Below are 21,382 nucleotides of genomic sequence, written 5' to 3' on the forward strand. Positions count from 1 at the left end.
ATCAATAGATGTCGTATTTTTAAATAATATAAAGAGGGTCAGTGATTGATTACTTACCCTCTTTATATAAAACTACGAATACTTTTTGTCTCATTCTCAGGGAAATTATCAAATGCTTAGTGTAGTAGAAGGGAAAATAACAGGCACAGATAAAAAAAACCTATTACTAGAAACGCTTAAACGTCGCGTCATTAGTATGGATCTGAAGCCAGGTAGCAGTATTGATGAGATGAGTTTATGTGAAGAATTTAGCTTGTCGCGTTCGCCTGTTAGAGAGCTCATTAGACAACTGGCATCTGAAGGTTACTTAGAGTTAGAAGCTAATCGTGGGGCAAGAGTAGCTACGATGAGTTATCAATCCTTACGTAATTTTTTTCTGGCCTCACCACTTATTTATACGGCGACCTCTCAATTGGCCGCTACTAATGCTACACATGAAGATATTGCTTGTCTTAAAGAAATTCAGAAGAATTTTAAAGAAGCTATTTTAGAAGATAATGTAGAAGCTAGAGTATATCTTAACAATCGATTCCATCATGAAATCGGTAGGATTGCTCGTAATCCTTATTTGATGCCCACCCTTGAACGTGTCTTAATTGACCATGCTCGTTTAGGGAATGTTTTTTATAAAGCCCCAGCCACTCATGATATGAATGAGGATCTACAAAAAGCAGTTGATCAACATGATGCAATTATTGATGCCATAGAACAACATGATGTGGTGGTAGTAAGTGAGTTAATCAAAGCTCATATGGATTTGTCGAGACAACGCATGACAGAGTACGTTGTACCTACTGCCTTGGACCTACAAATTGATTTTTAATAACTTTTGAGAACGCAAGACTGTTTTGCCAACCAATTAGATAAAAGGGTCAAGGATGACTATAGATAACAATGTACTACGTGAACGCACCAGCTTATTGGGTTCTTTTTTAGGCGAGGCAATCTCTCGCCAATCTGGTGAAAAAACGCTACATACTATCGAGACGCTACGTAAAGGGTTTATCCAACAGCGCCGTGAGCCTAATGAAGCAAACAAGCAGCAGCTGATTGACTTCATTGCCTCATTGGACAATCAAACCTTAAAAAATGTCATCCGCGGCTTCTCTATTTATTTCTTCCTTGCTAATTTAAGTGAAGAGAACTATTTACGAGAGCAGCGTCAGGCCCAACGTCTCCAGTCAGAGCAAAGCTGGGAAGGCTCATTTCGTCATACCTTGCTTGAGTGCCGCGAGCGCAATATTGAGCCCGCGCAAATGCAAGAGCTGATCGACCAGCTCAAATTCATTCCTGTGTTTACCGCGCATCCTACCGAAGCGCGTCGCCGTACCACAATGAATATCCTGCAAAGCCTCTTCACGCATAGCGACGGTTTGAACCTTACCCAAAACAGTTTTGCCTACGAGCAAGCCAAAGAGCAAACGGCGCAAACGATTGATCTATTATGGTCGTCTGACGAAGTGCGCACCCGTAAGCCATTGGTATATGATGAGATTAACAATGGTCTACACTATTTTAATGCCAGCTTGTTCAACGCTATTCCAAAAGTATATCGCAATATAAAAAAAGCCATTGTCGATACCTACCCAGAGCTCAAAGACTATCCACTGCCTGCATTTATGAGTTTTGGTTCATGGATTGGTGGAGATAGAGATGGCAATCCTTTTGTGACTTTTGAGACCACAGAACTTGCTGTATTGATGCATGCGGATACGGTGCTGCGTCACTATCAAGTGCTACTCAAAAAACTGCGCCGCCAGCTTATTCATAGCGATACGATCGTAAGCGTGTCTTCTGGCGTCTATGACAAAATCAAAAGTTATGATGAACTCGATGAGCGTGTGTTTGACTATAATCTAGATGATTATAGCAATGAGCCTTATCGTCGATTGATCTCTATCATCCTGACTAAAGTCAAAGCTACCAATCGCCGCATTCAAAGCAAAGGTACGGACATCGAAGCCGAAAAGGACGCCTATGCCAATCCAGAAGATTTACTAGAAGATCTGCGCATTATCCGTCAAAGTGTCAATACACACGATACGGCACACAGCGATGGGTTACTGCTAGATGTGATTCGTTTGGTCAAAACTTGCGGCTTTCATTTGGCAGCGCTCGATATCCGTCAAGAGTCGTCATACCATGGCGAAGTGATTGCAGATATCTTTGCCAGTGCCTCTAACCTACCTGACTATCAAACGCTAAGCGAAACCGAGCGTCAAGAGTGGCTCACAAGCTTACTAAAAAACCCAGGCACACCGCTTGTCTATACCGATAACCTGACAGACAAGACACGTGAGCAGTTGGCACTGATGAATTCGGTCGCCACCCTACGCAAACTGGTGGGACAGGCTACTTTTGGTAGCTATGTTATCTCGATGACCGATAGTGCCAGTCAACTGCTAGAAGTCTTACTACTAATGCGTTTTGCAGGCTTGTGCCGGATTGATGACGAAGGCCAATTGTCTGCTGACCTACCTGTCGCACCGTTGTTCGAAACCATCGAAGATCTCAAAAATATTGATAAAATTCTGCCTACCGTGTTAGATAATCCTCTATATCGTGGATTACTACAGAACACTGATAACACGCAAGAGATTATGTTGGGTTATTCAGACTCATCAAAAGACGGCGGCATTATCACCTCTGCGTGGCAGCTTTATAGTGCACAGCAAACCATCAACAACATTGCTGAGCAATATGGCATCAAAACACGACTGTTCCATGGACGCGGTGGCTCTGTGAGCCGTGGTGGCGACTCAACGCACAAAGCGATTGCCGCACAGCCAGCTGGCACCCTGCATGGTCAGATCAAAGTGACCGAACAAGGCGAAGTGCTCTATGCCAAGTATGCCAATACAAATACTGCTGTGTTTGAGCTGACCATGGCAATCACGGGTACACTCAAAGCCTGCTCAACAAGGTTTGTGGTACAACCTACTGAGCTGCCAAATTACGAAGCGCTGTTTGCACGCTTAGCAGATGCAGGTGAACAACGTTATCGAGAGCTAACCGATCATACTGAAGGGTTTTATAAATTCTACTCACAAGTGACGCCGGTACAAGAGATCTCTTTATTGAATATTGGCTCACGTCCTGCCCATCGCAAAAAAGGCCTACCAAGTAAGACCACACTGCGAGCGATTCCTTGGGTGTTTGGTTGGTCGTTGGCACGCTTTACCCTACCTGCTTGGTATGGTGTCGGCAGTGCACTGCATAGCGTCAAAAAAGACGAAGCCTTGATGAAAGAGATGAACAAACACTGGCCATTTTTTAGCGTGTTTATGAGTAATATCGAGATGGCCTTTACCAAAGCCAATATGAATATTGCCGAGGCCTATAGCCAACTATGTGATGATGAGCCGTTACGCGAAAAAATCATGACAGCGGTCACCGATGAATATATGCTGACCAATTCAGGGTTAAACTCTCTGCTGGAGCAAGACTCTTTATTGTCCAATCAGCAGAACCTTGCCTCATCCCTGCAATGGCGAGACGCTTATCTAGACCCGATTAACTATATACAGATTGAGCTGTTAAAGCGTGCGAGACAACAGGATACCCCTAACTATATGGAACATGGCGACCTTAACGTAGAAGATCCACTGATCCGTAGTATCAATGCGCTGGCAGCGGGACTGCGCAATACGGGTTAAAAGCGCTTTCGGATAAATAGAACGCTGATAAACAACAAACAATAAATATGGAGGTTTCGTGAGCGAAGCCTCCATACTTTTTAAAATAAACAGCCTATTTTTAATAGCATTAGGAATAAGCATGTCAACTAAGATATTCGATGTGGTGGTCAAGCAGACTTGGCCGTTGGTTATTATCTAAGACGCGCAAAGCTTGATTTCATCATCCTAGACAACCAAGAACAAAGCGGCGGCGCATGTCATCATACTTGGCCACCACTATGGTTGTTCTCTCCTGCCATGATGTGACTCCTTCCGTCAAATCCATAGACATTCACTCGGGAAACTTTAGTTACGCAGCCTGTCAATAAAAGTCAAACAACATCTGTCTTAGTATTTCATAGCCTGAATCCTATTGTAATTTTTGGTACTCAAACTATAAACATTTAATATTATCACCAATTGAATAGTCTCCATTGCTGTATCAACCTCAAAAGTAGTAGCTAGTCCTCCTGTCATCTTTCTCTAAATATAAAACAAGAGAAGGCTCTACTTATTTATCGTTTAGAGACTCACTATTAATGTTTTCAGTGTAATCTGACAATAGAGTAGAGGTAAAAACACTATAAAAATACAGTGCCCAAATACGAGTTAAATTTTATTCTATTATAATTTACATCATGATTATTTAATCTTATAATTACTACAGGCTATATATATAAGTGTATGTAGGATAATGTCATAAAATATACTTTGGTCGACCTACCTTGACATGGTAGAGGTCAGTAGTTCGAATCTGCTTATGCCTACCAAATTTAGAAAGCCCCGATCTCACGATTGGGGCTTTTTTTTGTCCGTGAAATATGGGCTGTAGAGTGAAAATGCTTGCTTGCATCGAATCATAGTCATAATTATGCAATCAGCGCTACATCATCTAAAAAATTGTCGGTGACAAAATGGTGACCAACCCTTAAAAACTATTAAAATTAAAGACCTTTTTTGACCTCGACTTCAAATGCTAAGACAGCGCCTATTTCTTATTGTCTTTCTCTTTATCCTCTTTAAGCAGCAATCTGATGAATCCAGAAATGCTATCCATATCGGTATTGCTAGTTAAGACCATAGAGATCAAACGAACAAGTGGCAACACTCACCGCTACTACGTTCACCGCTACTACGTTCACCGCTACTACGTTTTTTTATGCATATAATGCTGATTACAGATGAAAAGCTCTCTATTACGAATCAAGTTTTTTGTGTCAAAACCTTTTACCACAACCATCGTTATGGGAACATATTCAAATGTAATGGTAAACGCTGACCTAACTAAATAAGTCTCCAACAATCCCGTGACGGTTCATTACTATCGTATTAATAACTCCTGTTGTGATTTTAAGCTTAAAATCATTCTATAAGTTATAACCTATAGTTGCCTTTTATAAGATTTATTCAGCACAATTCTTTCTATAAATCTTTCTTATGAAAAATCATAAATCATGTCCCAAGAACCTCTATTCTTGACTGCGAATTTGCTCAATCACATCCGCAAGCGTTGAACCTTTTAGCTCTTCTCTTAAAGCATCTTCTACCCGATGCAAGATTGGATTAATTGCTGATTGAATATGTATTCCTACCAAACAGCGCTCACTGGTATCTTGATGCACATCAAACAACGCTTGCGACTTATTGTCTGCATATACCGCATCATATACCGCTAATAGCGGAATCTGCTCTGGTAATTTCGTTAAACGCGCACCAGCAACTCCAGCTTGTGTATGAATCAGTCCTGCTGCTTTTAACAGACTCATGATCTTACGAATCACCGCTGGATTGGTATTAACACTGGAGGCAATAAAGCTTGATGACGTTACCTCATCTTGATAGATATCCAATACCGCCAAAATATGAATCCCGACTGAAAAACGTGTCGTAATAGACATAGCGCCTCTTTCCTACTTGTTTGTTTAATAATCTACAGAGTAACATTTTGAGCAACTCACTAGTTTTAACATTTTACGGTCTAAATACATTTATAAAAAGACAACAATTGTCCAATGAAGATTACTAGTTGACTTTAATGAGTCTTAATTTTATCATACCTGTAACTTAAATGGTTACAGGTTAAGTTATTATTGAATATTGGTTCCAATATTAACCTCAACATTTCAATACTCATTATGAATAAATAGGAATATTATGAAAATTGCAATTATCGGTGCTACAGGCCAAGCTGGACGTTTGGTTATGCAAGAAGCTTTAGATCGCGGCCACAGTGTTACCGCTATTGTTCGTAGTCCAGAAAAGCTGGCACAAGAAAGTCCGATCGCCGTGGTCGAAAAAGATATATTTGCATTGACCACTGCAGATTTGACGCCATACGATGTGGTGGTTAATGCGTTTAATGCGACTTTTGGTACTGAAGAGCAACACGCAAGCGCAGGTCATGTGTTGATTGAGGCGCTAAAAGGCCAAACCAATACTCGCCTTGTTGTTGTCGGTAGCGGTGGTAGCTTATTCACTGATGAGAGCCGCAGCGAGCGTGTTCATGAATCGGCCGGTTTCCCTGCTCAGTTCTTAGATACGGCATTACAGATGCGCAAAAATTTGGAAGAGCTTCAAAGTACGTCAGACTTGAACTGGGTCTACCTAAGCCCTTGTGGTTTATTCGATGCAGAAGGTAAGCGTACAAGCCATTATGATACGGGTACCGATGTGGCTTTAGTGAATAGCAAAGGTGAAGCTTATACAAGCTATGCTGATTTTGCTATTGCTATGCTTGACGAGATTGAGCAGCCTAAACATCGTAACGAGCGTTATGCGGTGGTCTCTGGATCTTAAGTAGTCGATTACGCCTACCAGATTCGAAAAGCCCCAATCTTAATATTGGGGCTTTTTTTGTCCGTGAAATATGGGCTTTAGAGAAAAATACTTGCTTATATCGAATCATAGTCATGATTGTGCAATCAGCTTTTAATTATTAGACTTTATTAAAGTGGTTTGATATTTATAATGTTGTCTCTAATCATCAAGTAACGACTCTGAAAATACCAGACTATTGCGTCGCTTGCCCCTACTCATGGCACACTTGTCATCGCATCATCAGTTTATCAAACTCGTCTCTACGATCGCTGCAGTATAGTACTTCTTATTTTTCACAGTAAATTACTGAGACTATCTAACGACTGCTAAGGTTTAATAGTTGATATTTATTTATATCTCTGTTAAATTTTAACTTGATACAAAATGTATCGTTTTATATGAGTCTGTACTTAAATAACACCTAACCATTTAGTATTTGCACATCACTTTGCTATAGCAGTTGTATGAGTCATATTTCGTTCATGCTAAGGATAGCTACTATGAACAATAATTCAGTTAATTATCTCTTACAAGTTAAAGCTCTTCAAGTACCGCTCAAACAGTATTGACTTGCATGATAAAGCCCCAGTTATATATGTTTGATGCTATGAGTACTCTTTTATATCGAGAATAAGTCGAGTCGTATATATCGCTGTAAACATGATAGGCACTAGCCCTAATGCTGTGTCTGAGGAATAGTTAGCTATCAGAGAGCCTTTACGCTATGACATGAAGTACTTTCATTTTTTCGTCATTCGCTACGATATTTCCCCATCTAAATAGCAACTTCTGAGAAAACTCTAAAAAAAATTTATCAAATAATAACTAGACTAAATTCTGTTTATCAGAAGTATTATCTTACTCACAGAGTTTAATTTTACAGCGTATTTTCCATGGAAGGAAATTGAAATTATGAGCATTTTTGCTATTTTTTTGTCTTTGTCACTCTTAATATATTTTGCCTATAGAGGTGTCAGCGTATTAGTCTTGGCGCCCTTACTCGCTATTTTAGCTGTTGTTTTAAGTGGCGATAGTAGTCAAACCATGGGTATTTATACTGAAGTATTTATGCAGGGGCTTGGTGGCTTTGCTGTGAAATATTTCCCGCTATTTATCTTAGGTGCTATTTTTGGCAAGTTGATGGAAGATTCTGGTTACGCCTATAGCATCGCACGTAACATAGTGGATAAACTGGGAGACAAACATGCTTTGTTGGCCGTAGTCTTAGCCTGTTCAATCTTGACGTATGGAGGCGTATCAGCCTTTGTCGTTACTTTCGCAATATATCCCATTGCTGCCGCCCTATTTAAGCAAACAAACATACCTAAAAGACTGATACCCGGAGCCATCTGTATTGGCGCTCTGACCTTGACCATGACCGCACTACCTGGTTCACCTGCCATTCATAATGTTATACCGATGCCTTATTTTGAGACCGATGCGTTTGCAGCTCCTGGTTTAGGAATTATTGCCTCGATAGTTATGCTGGGCGGAGGTATGTTGTGGATGAATCGCCAAACGCGTATTGCGAGTGCAAATAATGAAGGGTATGGAAATCATACGTTAAATGAAAAAGAGCCTCACTCAGGTATCGATATAGCCAATTTTTGGCTCGCATTATCTCCTATTCTCATTGTGATAATAGGCAACTACGCTTTTTCAAAAATTATAATACCGTTATGGAACAATAGTTACTTAGCTGACGAAAAGTTTGGTGGTGTAGCGTTAAGTTCAGTCATTGGTATTTGGGCCATTATTTTATCGTTATTCTTAGCTTGTGTGTTTGTTATTGCTTCGGGTTTCAAAAGAATAGATAGTGTGGCAGAAAGCCTAAACAAAGGCGCTACCGGATCTTTACTACCTATTTTTAATACAGCTTCAGAAGTAGGCTATGGCTCTGTTATTGCCACTCTTGCAGGTTTCGCTATTATCAAACAATCTCTTATGGGCATTTCACCTGGAAACCCTCTTATATCAGAAGCGATTATGGTCAACGTTTTAGCTGGTATTACTGGATCAGCTTCAGGTGGATTGGGGATAGCGCTAGAAATTATGGGTGCAAGCTATATGCAACTGGCGGAACAATATAATATTGACCCCGAATTAATGCATCGTATTGCTTCTTTGGCCTCTGGCGGTTTGGATTCATTACCACATAATGGGGCCATAATAACAATGCTAACTATCTGTGGTTTGACTCATAGAGAGTCCTACAAAGACATATTTGCTACTGCGGTGATCATTCCTTTAATTGCTCTCATTATTGTTATCATACTCGGCACTATATTTGGGTCTTTTTAGAAAGACAGACCAGTATCTGAACTATGGAAGGGGTTGTTTAGCCTTGCAATCAATTCCGTAGAGTTAAACTTGGAAATTTTAGTTACGCAGCCCGACAATGAAAGTCAAACCGCACCTGCCTTAGCTGTCTATAGCCTAAAATCTTTTGAATGTTCGTTTCACTGCGAGCATAGCTCTCATCTTGCTTTGGAGCGAAGTAGCACTTCGCCCTATCCCTACTCATTCAATATTCCTCGTTCTTCCTCGGTAACTTTTATCTGTCGTTTGAGGCGCTTGCTCTCTTCCATCACGGCCATAAACTATAGACCGTACTACTCAGTCCGTCCAAGCTTGTTTTGATTGGCTTTTTATGCCAGTTCGATAGTATTTACATAGCGATGCCAAGTTGCCTTGCAGTAGCTGAAATATCGCCATTATTATCTGCTATATTTTTGACAACTTCGGTTTCAGCTTTGAATTCTGCACTGTAGGTTTTGATTTCGTTGGTCATGATAAAATGCTGTGAATATGCTTAGCTTACCGAATTTACTTGTACAGTTTTTTCAGCACAGCTCAATAGAAGAAACTCTTGCTTACATCAACTTATACTCATAACTATTTAATCAACTCTAGATTGCTTAAAAAAGTTATGGTAACTAAGTCGCGATCGACCTCTATCAATATCTAACACAATTGTAGATTGCTATAGTGGAACGACTGATATTAGACTATTAAAACCTTGATACTTATCATAGGCTGTTCAAACACCTTCTACGTTGACGCTGTATTACCACATTTTTCTAAAGTAAGTCATGGCATCCATACTTTATGAGTTACCACTATGTTTAACTTCGATATCAGTCTAAATGTTCTGCTATATCATGCCTTCCAATTAGGTATTGCTTTTATATTGTCACTACCAATCGCTCTCAACCGTGAACTTGCAGATAATGGTGCAGGTTTAAGGACTTTTCCTTTGGTGACAATAGCCTCGTGTGCTTTTATGCTAGTTGGCATGGATATTTATCAAGAGGCCGATGCTGAGGCTAGAATTATGTACGGCATAATCACTGGAATGGGTTTTATTGGTGGTGGCGCCATCTTCAAGAATGAAGATGGCGCGAAGGGTACTGCTACTGCGGCTGGATTGTGGAATACAGCCGCCATTGGAATATCAGTGGCTTATGGTCGCTATGAGATTGCTATCATCTTGTCAGTTGTTGGTTTTTTAATCCTTCAATTCTCAAAACCTTTTAAACCAAAACCTTAAAGGCGCAACGCTTAGTCGTAAGAATAGAAAATCAAATAGCCATTTTAATAAGAACTTCATACTTACTTTGTTTTGGACGGAGTGTTTAGTGGTTTAGCTCCTTTGAACCTTAGCAGACGCAAAGCATTGATAGTCACTAGCACCGTTGCACCAGTGTCCGCTATCACAGCGATCCAAAGTCCAGTAATACCTAGTAAAGTAGTGATTAGAAATACTGCCTTTAGCCCTAGAGCGAAAACCACATTCTGATGTATATTGGCCATGGTTGCACGTGATAGTGCAACGAGATGAGCAACGTCTGTGACACGATTTTTTAACAATGCTATGTCAGCTGTTTCAATGGCCACATCTGTACCACCACCCATGGCGATGCCTACGTCTGCTGTTGCTAATGCTGGCGCATCGTTAATACCATCACCAATCATCGCTATTTTACTATTATCTTTCATCTCATTGAGCGAACGTAGTTTGTCTTCAGGTAAAAGTTCAGCTTTCCATTCTATATTTAAATGATAGGCAAGCGCCTGTGCGGTCAGATGGTTGTCACCTGTCAGCATCACCGAACGCACCCCCATCGCTTTGAGCTGAGCCACCCCTTCCTGAGCATCAGCTCGCAACTCATCTCGTAACGCTATCAATCCAAGCACTTCATCGCTTTGCTCATCAAACAAAACTGAGACAGTCTTGCCTGCCTTTTGCAATACCTCAATGTCTGCCTGTTGGTCAATTGACAATAAACCTTTATCCGTTGCGTAGACTGGTGATCCAATGGCTAAAGGACGCTCGTCTACCGTTGCATGTACTGCTTTTCCCGCAGTAGCATACGCTTTGGAAGCCACTGGTATAGATATCTGAGCAGCTTTAGCGTGATCAATGATGGCTTTTGCAAGCGGATGGCTAGAGGCGGATTCAATGCTAGCAAACAGTGCCAGCAGCTCGCTCTGATTTTCATATCCTATATATTCTTGGTCTGGGCGCTTCTGTGTAAAGGCAATAACGTCAGTAACTCGAGGCTTACCTTCAGTTAATGTGCCCGTTTTATCAAAAGCGACGACATTCACACGACCCATAGTCTCTAAAGCGCTGCCACCTTTGATCAGTAAGCCGCGACGTGTACCGACAGCTAACCCTGACGCGATGGCTGCTGGAGTGGATAGTACAAGCGCGCAAGGACAGGCGATTAGCAGTAGTGCAAAACCACGATATAGCCACGTCGACCATTCACCTCCCATCGCTAGCGGCGGAACCATAATAACCAGTGCAGCGATAGCCATCACCGCTGGGGTGTAATAACGACTAAAATTTTCGATGAAACGTGCCGTAGGGGCTTTAGAGGCTTGCGCCTGCTCTACCAGATTGATAATGCGTGCAATGGTGTTGTCGGTAGCTGTCTTTTGTACACGGATTTTCAGCGCTCCATCCACATTGATGGACCCTGCGAATACCATATCACCTATCGCCTTGGCAACGGGTATTGATTCGCCCGTTACTGGAGAATCATCTAGACTAGAGTTACCTTGAACAATAAGTCCATCAGCAGATACTTTATCGCCAGGACGTACCAATACCAAGTCATCGACCTGCAACGAGCCTACAGGAACGGTATGCTGTCTGCCTTTCGCATCAAGTAAAATCGCAGTTTTGGGAACCAATGATGCCAACGCCCTAATACCAGCACGAGCACGATCAGCCGCTACACCTTCTAATAATTCGCCGACAGAGAACAAGAAGACAACCGCCGCCGCCTCTTCAGCTTCACCAATGATAAGCGCGCCAATTGCCGCGATAGACATTAGCATTTCAATCGAAAAAGGACTACCGGTCATCGCTAGAACTAAAGACTTTCGGGCAAAAGGAAATACGCCTACCAAAACCGCAATAGCAAATGCCCACGTACCATAATCAGGGAAAATTAGTGCTAATGCGTAGGCCGCGCTCATTAAGACACCGAGCCCAACTACTTGCCTGCCTTTTTTGGTTTGCCACCAACGCTGTTGCTGCGTAGTCAGTTGATTGTCACCAACATTGTCTGCTGCGTTTGCTTGATCAGTAGTGGCAGATATACCAAAGCCTAGACGTTTGACGGTCTTTTCGATATCGCTATACTGAGTATCTGAATCAGGCGCAAGCGATAGCTCTAACTTTTCAGTAGCAAAGTTAAGTTGTATGTCAGAGACACCAGGCATACGTGCTAATGCAGTTTCGATCTTTCTGACGCAACTGGCACAGTCCATACCTTCAATACGATATTGCATAAACAACTGCCTCATTATAAGAATTCATTTGATAACGCTATTGTGAACCCTCTAGTGGCTTCAGAGTCAAGGCCACTTGTATATTGCTGTATAAACTTGATTTTCGTAATACCAAACCTTATAGTTACTTTAATGTTTTAATTTTAAGATAACGTTGAGAAAGCTATGCTAATAAAAATCGGAGAGCTCGCTAAACGTACAGGTGCGACAGTAGAGACCATTCGCTATTATGAAAAAGAAAGACTATTACCAGAGCCTTTCCGTAGCGAAGGAAATTATCGCTTATATCGCGAAAGTCATATTGGGCGCCTACAGTTTATTTTGCACTGTCGCACACTCGATATGACATTGGATGAAGTACGAACGTTACTTAAGTATTGGGAAGAACCTAACAGAGACTGCGGTGACGTAGATGACCTGTTAGATGAACACATTCAAGCTGTGGAAACACGTATAAAAGAGCTGAAACAGTTAAAAAAACATCTGAGTGTTTTACGGAAGAAATGCGATAGTGAAACTCCAGCGAAGTCATGTGGCATATTAGACGCCCTTGCTGACAATTCCTGTCATGAAAACCTACATGAAACACATTAAATATTGTCTATATAAATAATTAGCGCTTCTTCGTCACTATATATAACGTCTCCACTACCTATTAGCTATTTTGCTACCATTTAATAGCATACGATTATTCGTGTGCTCAGGGATGCTGTATGTGTTCAGTTATATCAATATCGCAAACAGACTTCGCGCTATCTCCTATTTTCTCTCTGTTCAACTGTGCCAAATGTATAGAGTCACATTCACAAATAAAAACAAATCGACTCTAAAACCTACCCTTCTATATAACGTTTGCTCTTCGCCACTCTGACCAGAGCTAGACTCGCTATTTTTTGTTCAAACTATCACTCAAAGTTGATTTTAAACTTCCAGAATCTGATCCCTTCAGCTATATGACATCTTAAACAGTCATGTCAGACTCCTACAAATTGTTACTAAACTAGACGTTCCACTGTTAGTTAACTGCCTATTGTTGTCAGTTCCTAATACATCCATTTTCTAAATCTCGACATACTCATTAGTATTCCAGTACCAAATCATTCACTTCATGACTGTACATTCATCACTCACAAAAAAATCAGTATTGATGTTACCTCGTGTAGACGTAGCTAACATGCGAAGCCTTCTGAAATATAATTTTTGTATATTGTTATGTTATAGTATAACATAACAATATAGGTCGCTTATGTTCCTACTTATTTTCATATAACTTTCATTTGGTAATCTCATGTCTCCAGTTTTTTGTGTCAACAAGTTAAAAGAACCTGATTACAACTCTGTATCTTCAGTCAATTTCAGGCTTCGTCGCGCAACGACTGTGTTTTCAGTCACGACAGCTTTAGGTATAGCAAGTTTCTCAGTCAATGCAAAAGATACAACGGTCAATATAGATCCCGCTATATCTTCATCTTCCTACTCAGACTCCTCTGACGTTCGTGACCCATCGGTGACGCTAGACACGATATTTGTCACATCCAACCCTTTATTGCCTCAGACAAACGAAATGGCAACTGCGACTAGTGTTGTCACTGGTGATGCGCTCACTACTCAGGTAAGCAGCACGCTTGGTGATGCGTTAGCAAATGAGGTTGGGGTGTCTGCTGATAGCTTTGGACAAGGTGCAAGTCGTCCAATTATTAGAGGGCAAAGCGCACCGCGTGTCCAAGTCATGCAAAATGGTTTAAACGTACAAGACGCTTCACAAATTTCACCAGATCATCAAGTGGCCGTACCTGTACTAGGTGCCAAACAAGTTGAAGTCATTAAAGGCACATCAGCTTTGATGTATGGCGGCGGTGCTATAGGCGGTGTGGTCAATATTGTCAATGACTCTATTCCCCAGGAGAAAGGGCAAAAGAGTATCAACGGAAAGGTGGCATTGACTGGTCAACAAGCCACAGATGGTTATCTAGGATATGTGGGACTCAATGGCAGTATCGGTGAAAACTGGCTATGGAGTGGGTACTACCAAAAGACAGATAAAGGAAATATCCAAGCACCACACTTAGATACTGATGAGATTACCAACAGCTGGTACACACAAGACAATGGCAGTATTGGTTTGTCTCATGTGACCGATATGGGCTATATCGGAGCGTCGTATCAACGTTTATCCTCAGAATATGGACTGCCCTTCCATGTTCATAATTCATGCTCACCTGATAGCACGTCAACTAACCAATTAAGCTGTGAGTCAGGGCACGACCACGACCACGACCACGAACATGGTGCCGCACCTTATGTCGATATGACTTCAAACATCTATCAGCTCTATGCAGAGCAAAAATTGCCCATGATAGGTGTTGATCGTATCAATACTAAAATCAGCTATACCGACTACCGTCACGATGAAATAGATGAAGGCGCTGTTGGCACGACTTTTGAGAACAAAGCCATTAGCGCTAAAACCCAAGCCACACACAGCACATATAAAACAGGTAATTTGGGCTTTATGAAAGGGGTGGTCGGTCTCGACTACACAAACAGTAGGTTTTCTGCTATCGGTCTAGAAGGGTATTTGCCACAGACCGACCGCACGCAAGTCGGACTGTACTTCATTGAACGACTCACACCAGATTATTTCGGCGCAAAAATACAGAATTCTGATAAGTTTGCAGGACAGCCGCTATCTACAAGCGATGAGCATGCTGGTCATAATCATGGTGAGACAGCGGTGACTACCAACACGCCCCTCGATACATCTAGTATTTTAAGAAAACAAGGCAAAAGCCCTTGGTATATTGAGTTTGGTGGCCGACAGGACTTTCAAAACTTGACAGATAATGACAATGATATTGAAAAAACACATGCCGGAACGTCTGTCAGTTTAGAAGGTGGCAAATATCTGACGCCTAATACGCAATTGTCTGCCAGAATCAGTCACTCCGAAAGACTGCCCTCTCCACAAGAGTTATTTTCTAATGGTGCTCATCTTGCAACCAATACTTGGGAGCGTGGCAACGGACAACTGGAAAAAGAATCCACTGATGGCGTAGAGCTTACTTTGCGCTACGACGATGGTGATCGTTTTGATAGTAGCGTTTCTGTCTTTTATAACGACAGTGCAAATTATATTTACGCCAAGACCCAAGATGTTGTCACTGAAGGAGAGTCTGCAGGTTTTCGCTTAGTGGATTATGTTCAAAGCGATGCCAAGCATTATGGTGGTGAAATTCAATCACGCTATTATCTTAATAACAATATCAGTATTGGTGGCTTTGCCGATATCGCACTTATAACACTAGATGATTCAAGTCTTACACGGAAGTACGCGCCAAGACTGGTATCGCCCAGAATTGGTGGTGATATTACCTCTCAATTTGGTCAGTTTGATTTAGTTCTCTCTGGATACCATCGGTTCGAACAAGATAACATTGCTGATTTTGAAACCAATACGCCAAGCTACAACATGGTTGATGCCAAACTTGTCTACCATAGTTCAAGCGCTCATGATTACACCGCTTTTTTCCAAGTCGAAAATATTTTGAACGAGCTTGCCTACAACCATGCGTCTTATTTGGCTGAACAAGTACCTATGCCAGAACGTTCATTAAACGCAGGTATCACATACAATTTTTAGTAGCTAACTCTCTTTTAATTAACCATCAGTGATCATGAGCCAAACAACTCATGACTGGAGCCTTTTATGAATCAAATAACTACGTTGAGCCGTGCAATCGCAATCGCTTTATCTTCTCTAATCGCTATATCAGCCCTTAGCGGATGCGGGTCATCGGATGATAGAAAAACGTCTGCCACAGAAACAGATGACGGGCACGACCATGACGATGACGATGATGGCTCAACAGCCGTCACAGATGAAATAGATCAAGGTCGTTTATTCATGACGGCAAAGGATGATAGTCAGGCTTATGTTTATAGCCTTGCTCAAAATAAAGTGATTCAAACCCTACCCCTAACAGGTCCGGCCGATGCTATAAAAACCAGTCCAAATGCTAATTACGCAGTCGTCATGGATCGTACCAATAACACAGTCAATTTTTACCATAGCGGGCTTGAGATTGAAAATCATGGCGATCATGATCACCCGTATGCGCGTGATATCACAAAAATGCCATTACAGCTAAACTATACCCGTCCAGTACATTTTCAAACCTTTGGAGAGCAAGCGGGATTATTTTTTGATGGCTTAGGTGCGGCAGGTAACCCTATAGAAAACCCTGTACAAGAAGCTGGATTCGCACTCGTCACAGATACCGATATTGCTGATGGCAAACTGCCTTATCAAAAGCTTAATACCAACATACATGGTACAGCAGAACCTAGAGGAGACTATGTAATTGCCTCCCAACGTTATCAGACAACTGGTAGCTCACTAGCCGATACACTCTCTGTCTTTAAACAGCATGGTGATCACTATCATATAAGCCAGACTTTTGATACAAAATGCATGGGATTACATGGCAGTGGCAGCGTCACAGATTACAGTGTCTTTGCTTGTAGCGATGGTGTTTTAAGTGTTAAGCAGACTGAAGATACATTCAGTGCTGAAAAAATCACCTATCCTATTAGCTTAACCAATATGCAATGTGATGGGGCAAGTAGTCCTGCTCGAATTGGCTCATTTATAACCAACCATCATCATGACTACGTCATTGGTACTGCTTGTGGTCAGCCTTACCATGTTGATCCCATTAGTAAAAATATAACGCCTATTGTCTGGACAACAGATAGCAGTCGCCGTGTCGTCAGCTATGATTTTGATGCACATGGAGAACACCTCATGCTACTTGACGATACTGGCAAGCTATACATACTGGATACTGAACAAAACTATAAGCAAACGGCTGTATTGGATATTTTCCCAAATGGTCTTGCAGAAGATGGCGTACCAGAGTTTATTGTCAATCCAAATACTGAAGTGGTGTATATGATAGACAGCTCAAATAAACAGATTATCGAAATTGATCCTGATGATGGTGAAATCGAGTCAAAAATAACTCTAAACTTCACTCCTTCTCAGTTAGCATGGTTCGGTATAAAAGCGGAACATGATGATGAACATAGCCATTAATCATAAATATTCAAATAGCCTTTAGACTTATAAACAGTCTTTAACTAGACGCTTCTTAAATTAGGAAGCGTCTTTTTTTAGCTGATTAAATTGTTCTCATACGTTAGGGAACCAGCTATAAAAAAAGTCGCTTTTTATATGTAGATTAGTAATCAATAAAAAATTATTTTCCTGCTTTCTCTCGCTACCACTTGCAACCATATAAAAATAAATATACGATTTATATATGTTTCGTATATCAAGGTGTTTTTATGGGTATTGTTAAAATTGACGATGAGCTGCATGAGGATATTCGCAAAGCAAGCTCAGTCATGGTGCGCTCCATTAACGCACAAGCTGAATACTGGATGAAGGTAGGCATGCTTGCTGAAGCCAATCCTAATATGTCTTACAACCAAATTATCAATGAACAAATGAGACAAGCTGATATCAATGTAAGGAACCTTATAGATGGATAAGGTAATACTTAAAAATGCAGCAGAATTGGAGATTATGCGCGAATCTGGAAGACTTTTGGCTTCTGTCTTTGATTATCTCGATGAACAAATTACAGTCGGTACTGCCACAATGGACATCAATAACCTATCTGAACATTATATTGTTAATCAGTTAGGTGCACGTCCAGCCAGTAAAGGTCAGTATGGTTACAAGTATGCATTGAATACATCAGTGAATAACGTGGTGTGTCATGGCGTTCCTTCAGAGCATCAAATACTTAAGTCAGGTGATATTGTAAATGTAGATATCACCCTAGAACAAGGTGGCTTTATTGCTGATTCTAGCAAAATGTATTTGATAGGTGAGGTGTTGCCCCTAGCAAAACGCTTGGTTGATCAAACCTACGAAGCCATGTGGAAAGGAATACAATTAATAAAACCTGGAGCAACGCTAGGTGATATTGGTCATGCCATTCAAAATCATGCCGAGAAACAGGGCTACTCTGTAGTAAAAGAGTATTGCGGTCACGGTATTGGACGCGAAATGCATGAGGGGCCACAAGTTCTTCATTACGGACATCAAGGGAAAGGTTTAGTTTTACGAGAAGGTATGACATTCACCATTGAACCGATGGTCAACCAAGGTAAGGCAAAAGTTAAAGTCAAAAAAGATGGCTGGACCGTAATTACCAGTGATAAAAAGCTATCTGCTCAGTGGGAGCATACAATTGCTGTTACTTCTAATGGCTATGAGGTTCTTACTCTTCGAAAAGACGAAGTCATTTAAGCCTTCTAAGCTATTTACTATCTGAGCGACTACAAAACCGTTTCGAAATTTCTAATACCATTTTTTGTTAAATATAGCGCAAGAGAAGACTCTCCTTGTTTATTATTTAAAAGATAATACCCAAAGACGTCCAAAGCTTTATTCTATGACAACTCATAACGTAGTCATTCAATTCTGCTTACGCCTACTAAATTAAAAAAGCCCCAGCTAAATAACTGAGGCTTTTTTCATGTTTATACAATATAGGCTGTAGAGACAAATATTTGATTTTAAAGCTATACAAGCAACAATATCTACTGCAAGTTCTCAGGATTTACTTAATAACTTAGCTAAAGACAGCTATCGCTGTATGTGTCATCAATTCACTCTACTATTCATATAATGAGACAGTTGAGTAGATAAATAACTGTGTCCTTACAAGATCTGACAAGCCTCATCAAAATCTAATCTTGGTAGACGGCTATACAATTTATCCTCTTGGCCATAACCTATATTAATCAGTAGGTTTGAGGTCCAATTACTATCTTTAAGAAAGGTGTTATCCACTAACTCATTATTAAAGCCCGACATAGGGCCTGTATCTAAACCCAACCCTCTACAAGCTAAGACGAGATAAGCTGCCTGCATAGAACTGTTTCTAAAAGCTGTTTCCTTTATCAGCTCAGGGCTAGAGTTAAACCATGATCTAGCATCAGTATGTGGAAATAGCTTAGGCAGTTTTTCATAAAACTCATTATCATAAGCGACAATAACCGTAATAGGTGCTGTCATTGTTTTTTCAACATTTCCTGATGATAGTGCTGGCTCTAAGCGCGCTTTCGCTTCATCAGATTTGAGAAATACAAATCTAGCAGGTGAACAGTTGGCCGAGGTAGGCGCCATTTTAACTAAATGATAAATCTCTTCAAGTAGTGCATCTGGCACCTCTTTTTGCTGCCAAGCATTAAAGGATCTAGCCTTGCCAAATAGCTGATCAAAATCTTCGGTAGATAACGATGATGAATTATTCATAACACTTCCTAATTGATATTAAACTTTAGATAAAAATTGAAGAATTTTACTATTGGTTGAGCAGGTTTCTGAGATTGTGCTGGCATGCCCACCCGTTACCATCAACTCAAATTGGGCGTTTTGCATATTTTCAGCCAAGGCCAGACCGCGTTGCCATGGCACCAAAACATCATCAAGGTTGCTTAACACTAACGTTTTGTTTTTGATATGCTTAGCATTTATGAGGGGCTGATAAGCCTGCAAAGCTTTTAATCTCGTTGAGACGTTCTCAACTGGTGCAAAGTTAGCAATGGCTTTTTGTTCTTTTTGCGTGAGTGCTTCTATGTTGTCTGAGATCCAAATCGGTGGATACAAGAAGATCGCTTGCGCGCGTACAAATGCCTCTACCCCTGTATCTTGTAGCAAACTGGTCCGCATACTAAAACACTTAATAGTATGAGGATCCAAACTTTCCCAACCATTTAAAACCACGATCTTATCTAATAATTCTGGCGCTTTGTGAGCGACCTCAATACCGATAAAGCCACCAAGTGCGTGACCGACAAAATGACAGTTAGACAGCCCTTCTTTTTTTAAGATTTTGATTAATTGATCTGCCAAATCTTGCATAGAATAGTTATCGGGTAAGAGCTCACTGTCAGGTAATACGCCCTCTTGTTCATAGCAAATCACATGATAATGCTCAGTAAAACACTCAATTTGAGGCAACCAAAAATCAGCATGCCCGCCTAAGCCTGAACTAAAGACAATTGTTTTTGAAGTCTCGTTTTTACAAGGATATTTTTTAACTAACATATGTACCTGCCCAATTTCAGTAGAATTTAAATTGCGGTAAAAGCATCTAATGGTTTGTAACGTTCTAACATTAAGTCCAATTTACTAAATCAATTCAACGGTACGCTCATCGCTGTCATAATAATCATACGTTAGCGCTTCTTCAAAATTACTAGCGGTATTTTTATAGCTCTCCTGACACTCAATATATTTAATTAGCTCATCGATAGTGCCTATCTTTAAATTATGAGTATCAGCAAATTTAACTAAATCGTTTCTACGAGCCATTTCACCATCTTTATTAATGATTTCGACAATGGCCGCCGCAGGCTCCAAACCAGCCAATCTGGCTAAGTCGCAACCAGCCTCAGTATGTCCTGCCCGCTCTAGAACACCGCCTTCTTTCGCCATTAGTGGGAAAATATGTCCTGGGGTCACTACGTCCTCAGAGGTAACGTCTTGAGACACAGCGGTTCTGATAGTCTGAGCTCTGTCTGCCGTTGATATTCCGGTACTGACGCCTTTTGCTGCATCAATCGAAACGGTAAAATTCGTACTATAAGGTGCTTGATTGTCTTCACACATCAAAGGTAAGTTCAATTTTTTGCAACGTTCGGAAGTTAGCGTTAAGCAAACCAAACCTCTGGCGTGTGTAATCATGAAATTGATATCTTCAGGTTTGGCTAAAGAAGCTGCCATCACCAAATCACCTTCATTTTCCCTATCCTCATCATCCATGAGTATGACCATTTTGCCCGCTTTAATATCTGCAATGATTTCCGGTATTGTATTAAGATTCATAAAACTCACCATGTATTGTTATAAAAACAACGACTAATTTTTATATATTTTTTATTTAGAACATATTACTAACTACTAAAATGACACCTACAGGCTAAAAATATCTGCTCTTCTTAGCTTCGTAGCTTAATTAATAATATGCTCTATTATGATTTCCTGATTTCAATATGCCGTATAC

15 protein-coding genes and 2 pseudogenes are annotated in these 21,382 nt (G+C 40.8%); 11 read left to right on the forward strand and 6 right to left on the reverse strand.

The window, feature by feature from the left end; translation table 11 throughout:
- The first annotated feature begins 85 nt into the window (after positions 1 to 85).
- The 3 genes from ACT3QQ_RS11615 (at position 86) to ACT3QQ_RS11625 (ending at position 3,944) form a co-directional block, all read left to right on the forward strand.
- A complete protein-coding gene (locus ACT3QQ_RS11615; RefSeq protein ID WP_444528159.1) occupies positions 86 to 823 on the forward strand; it encodes a GntR family transcriptional regulator in 738 nt (245 codons plus the stop codon).
- Between the two features lie 55 nt (positions 824 to 878).
- On the forward strand, positions 879 to 3,656 hold the full coding sequence (ppc, locus tag ACT3QQ_RS11620) for a phosphoenolpyruvate carboxylase (RefSeq protein ID WP_444528160.1): 2,778 nt from the start codon (positions 879 to 881) through the stop codon (positions 3,654 to 3,656).
- 159 nt (positions 3,657 to 3,815) lie between these two features.
- Positions 3,816 to 3,944 carry a hypothetical protein gene (locus ACT3QQ_RS11625; protein ID WP_444528161.1) on the forward strand — a complete coding sequence of 43 codons (129 nt, stop codon included), beginning with the start codon at positions 3,816 to 3,818 and terminating at the stop codon, positions 3,942 to 3,944.
- Positions 3,945 to 5,146: 1,202 nt separating this feature from the next.
- Here the strand turns inward: ACT3QQ_RS11625 and ACT3QQ_RS11630 are convergent.
- Positions 5,147 to 5,575, reverse strand: coding sequence for an Rrf2 family transcriptional regulator (locus tag ACT3QQ_RS11630; RefSeq protein WP_444528162.1), 429 nt, complete (start codon positions 5,573 to 5,575; stop codon positions 5,147 to 5,149).
- A gap of 256 nt (positions 5,576 to 5,831) precedes the next feature.
- On the opposite strand from ACT3QQ_RS11630, the gene ACT3QQ_RS11635 reads away from it, so the two are divergent.
- Positions 5,832 to 6,473 carry an NAD(P)-dependent oxidoreductase gene (locus ACT3QQ_RS11635; RefSeq protein WP_444528163.1) on the forward strand — a complete coding sequence of 214 codons (642 nt, stop codon included), beginning with the start codon at positions 5,832 to 5,834 and terminating at the stop codon, positions 6,471 to 6,473.
- A 930-nt stretch (positions 6,474 to 7,403) separates the two neighbouring features.
- Positions 7,404 to 8,795, forward strand: coding sequence for a GntP family permease (locus ACT3QQ_RS11640; protein ID WP_444528170.1), 1,392 nt, complete (start codon positions 7,404 to 7,406; stop codon positions 8,793 to 8,795).
- Between the two features lie 218 nt (positions 8,796 to 9,013).
- On the opposite strand, the pseudogene ACT3QQ_RS11645 reads toward ACT3QQ_RS11640, so the two are convergent.
- Positions 9,014 to 9,285: pseudogene (locus tag ACT3QQ_RS11645) on the reverse strand (transposase); the annotation flags it as partial.
- A gap of 330 nt (positions 9,286 to 9,615) precedes the next feature.
- On the opposite strand from ACT3QQ_RS11645, the gene ACT3QQ_RS11650 reads away from it, so the two are divergent.
- Positions 9,616 to 10,044 (forward strand): MgtC/SapB family protein, encoded by a 429-nt coding sequence (locus ACT3QQ_RS11650; protein ID WP_444520574.1) that lies wholly within the window; start codon positions 9,616 to 9,618, stop codon positions 10,042 to 10,044.
- Between the two features lie 62 nt (positions 10,045 to 10,106).
- On the opposite strand, the gene ACT3QQ_RS11655 is transcribed toward ACT3QQ_RS11650, so the two are convergent.
- Positions 10,107 to 12,299, reverse strand: a complete 2,193-nt coding sequence (locus tag ACT3QQ_RS11655; RefSeq protein ID WP_444528164.1) for a heavy metal translocating P-type ATPase — start codon at positions 12,297 to 12,299, stop codon at positions 10,107 to 10,109.
- Positions 12,300 to 12,464: 165 nt separating this feature from the next.
- Here ACT3QQ_RS11655 and cadR point away from each other — a divergent pair, with 165 nt between their 5' ends.
- The 5 genes from cadR (at position 12,465) to map (ending at position 18,618) form a co-directional block, all read left to right on the forward strand.
- Positions 12,465 to 12,893, forward strand: a complete 429-nt coding sequence (gene cadR / locus ACT3QQ_RS11660; RefSeq protein ID WP_444528165.1) for a Cd(II)/Pb(II)-responsive transcriptional regulator — start codon at positions 12,465 to 12,467, stop codon at positions 12,891 to 12,893.
- A 694-nt stretch (positions 12,894 to 13,587) separates the two neighbouring features.
- The gene (locus tag ACT3QQ_RS11665; protein ID WP_444528166.1) at positions 13,588 to 15,939 is read left to right on the forward strand and encodes a TonB-dependent receptor; all 2,352 of its coding nucleotides are present in this window, start codon (positions 13,588 to 13,590) and stop codon (positions 15,937 to 15,939) included.
- 66 nt (positions 15,940 to 16,005) lie between these two features.
- Entirely contained in the window at positions 16,006 to 17,394 is a 1,389-nt protein-coding gene (locus ACT3QQ_RS11670) for a YncE family protein (RefSeq protein WP_444528167.1), read from the forward strand.
- Positions 17,395 to 17,645: 251 nt separating this feature from the next.
- On the forward strand, positions 17,646 to 17,852 hold the full coding sequence (locus ACT3QQ_RS11675; protein WP_444520569.1) for a ParD-like family protein: 207 nt from the start codon (positions 17,646 to 17,648) through the stop codon (positions 17,850 to 17,852).
- Positions 17,845 to 18,618 (forward strand): type I methionyl aminopeptidase, encoded by a 774-nt coding sequence (gene map / locus ACT3QQ_RS11680; RefSeq protein ID WP_444528168.1) that lies wholly within the window; start codon positions 17,845 to 17,847, stop codon positions 18,616 to 18,618. The genes ACT3QQ_RS11675 and map overlap by 8 nt, the downstream gene beginning before the upstream one ends.
- A 414-nt stretch (positions 18,619 to 19,032) precedes the next feature.
- On the opposite strand, the gene ACT3QQ_RS11685 is transcribed toward map, so the two are convergent.
- From ACT3QQ_RS11685 to ribB, 3 genes and pseudogenes are all read right to left on the reverse strand, one after another.
- Positions 19,033 to 19,629 (reverse strand): malonic semialdehyde reductase, encoded by a 597-nt coding sequence (locus tag ACT3QQ_RS11685; protein ID WP_444520567.1) that lies wholly within the window; start codon positions 19,627 to 19,629, stop codon positions 19,033 to 19,035.
- A gap of 18 nt (positions 19,630 to 19,647) precedes the next feature.
- A complete protein-coding gene (rutD, locus tag ACT3QQ_RS11690; protein WP_444528169.1) occupies positions 19,648 to 20,424 on the reverse strand; it encodes a pyrimidine utilization protein D in 777 nt (258 codons plus the stop codon).
- Positions 20,425 to 20,610: 186 nt separating this feature from the next.
- Positions 20,611 to 21,204 (reverse strand): annotated as a pseudogene (gene ribB / locus ACT3QQ_RS11695) (3,4-dihydroxy-2-butanone-4-phosphate synthase); the annotation flags it as partial.
- Positions 21,205 to 21,382 lie beyond the last annotated feature (178 nt).

Source organism: Psychrobacter sp. AOP7-A1-24, from assembly GCF_052376235.1.
GTDB lineage: Bacteria > Pseudomonadota > Gammaproteobacteria > Pseudomonadales > Moraxellaceae > Psychrobacter.

Excerpts from the sequence above, each read along its gene's own strand:
- ACT3QQ_RS11675 (WP_444520569.1), top strand. The coding sequence starts at position 17,646 with ATGGGTATTGTTAAAATTGACGATGAGCTGCATGAGGATATTCGCAAA.
- ACT3QQ_RS11655 (WP_444528164.1), bottom strand. The coding sequence starts at position 12,299 with ATGCAATATCGTATTGAAGGTATGGACTGTGCCAGTTGCGTCAGAAAG.
- cadR (WP_444528165.1), top strand. The coding sequence starts at position 12,465 with ATGCTAATAAAAATCGGAGAGCTCGCTAAACGTACAGGTGCGACAGTA.
- ACT3QQ_RS11630 (WP_444528162.1), bottom strand. The coding sequence starts at position 5,575 with ATGTCTATTACGACACGTTTTTCAGTCGGGATTCATATTTTGGCGGTA.
- ppc (WP_444528160.1), top strand. The coding sequence starts at position 879 with ATGACTATAGATAACAATGTACTACGTGAACGCACCAGCTTATTGGGT.
- ACT3QQ_RS11665 (WP_444528166.1), top strand. The coding sequence starts at position 13,588 with ATGTCTCCAGTTTTTTGTGTCAACAAGTTAAAAGAACCTGATTACAAC.
- rutD (WP_444528169.1), bottom strand. The coding sequence starts at position 20,424 with ATGTTAGTTAAAAAATATCCTTGTAAAAACGAGACTTCAAAAACAATT.
- map (WP_444528168.1), top strand. The coding sequence starts at position 17,845 with ATGGATAAGGTAATACTTAAAAATGCAGCAGAATTGGAGATTATGCGC.
- ACT3QQ_RS11685 (WP_444520567.1), bottom strand. The coding sequence starts at position 19,629 with ATGAATAATTCATCATCGTTATCTACCGAAGATTTTGATCAGCTATTT.
- ACT3QQ_RS11635 (WP_444528163.1), top strand. The coding sequence starts at position 5,832 with ATGAAAATTGCAATTATCGGTGCTACAGGCCAAGCTGGACGTTTGGTT.
- ACT3QQ_RS11650 (WP_444520574.1), top strand. The coding sequence starts at position 9,616 with ATGTTTAACTTCGATATCAGTCTAAATGTTCTGCTATATCATGCCTTC.
- ACT3QQ_RS11670 (WP_444528167.1), top strand. The coding sequence starts at position 16,006 with ATGAATCAAATAACTACGTTGAGCCGTGCAATCGCAATCGCTTTATCT.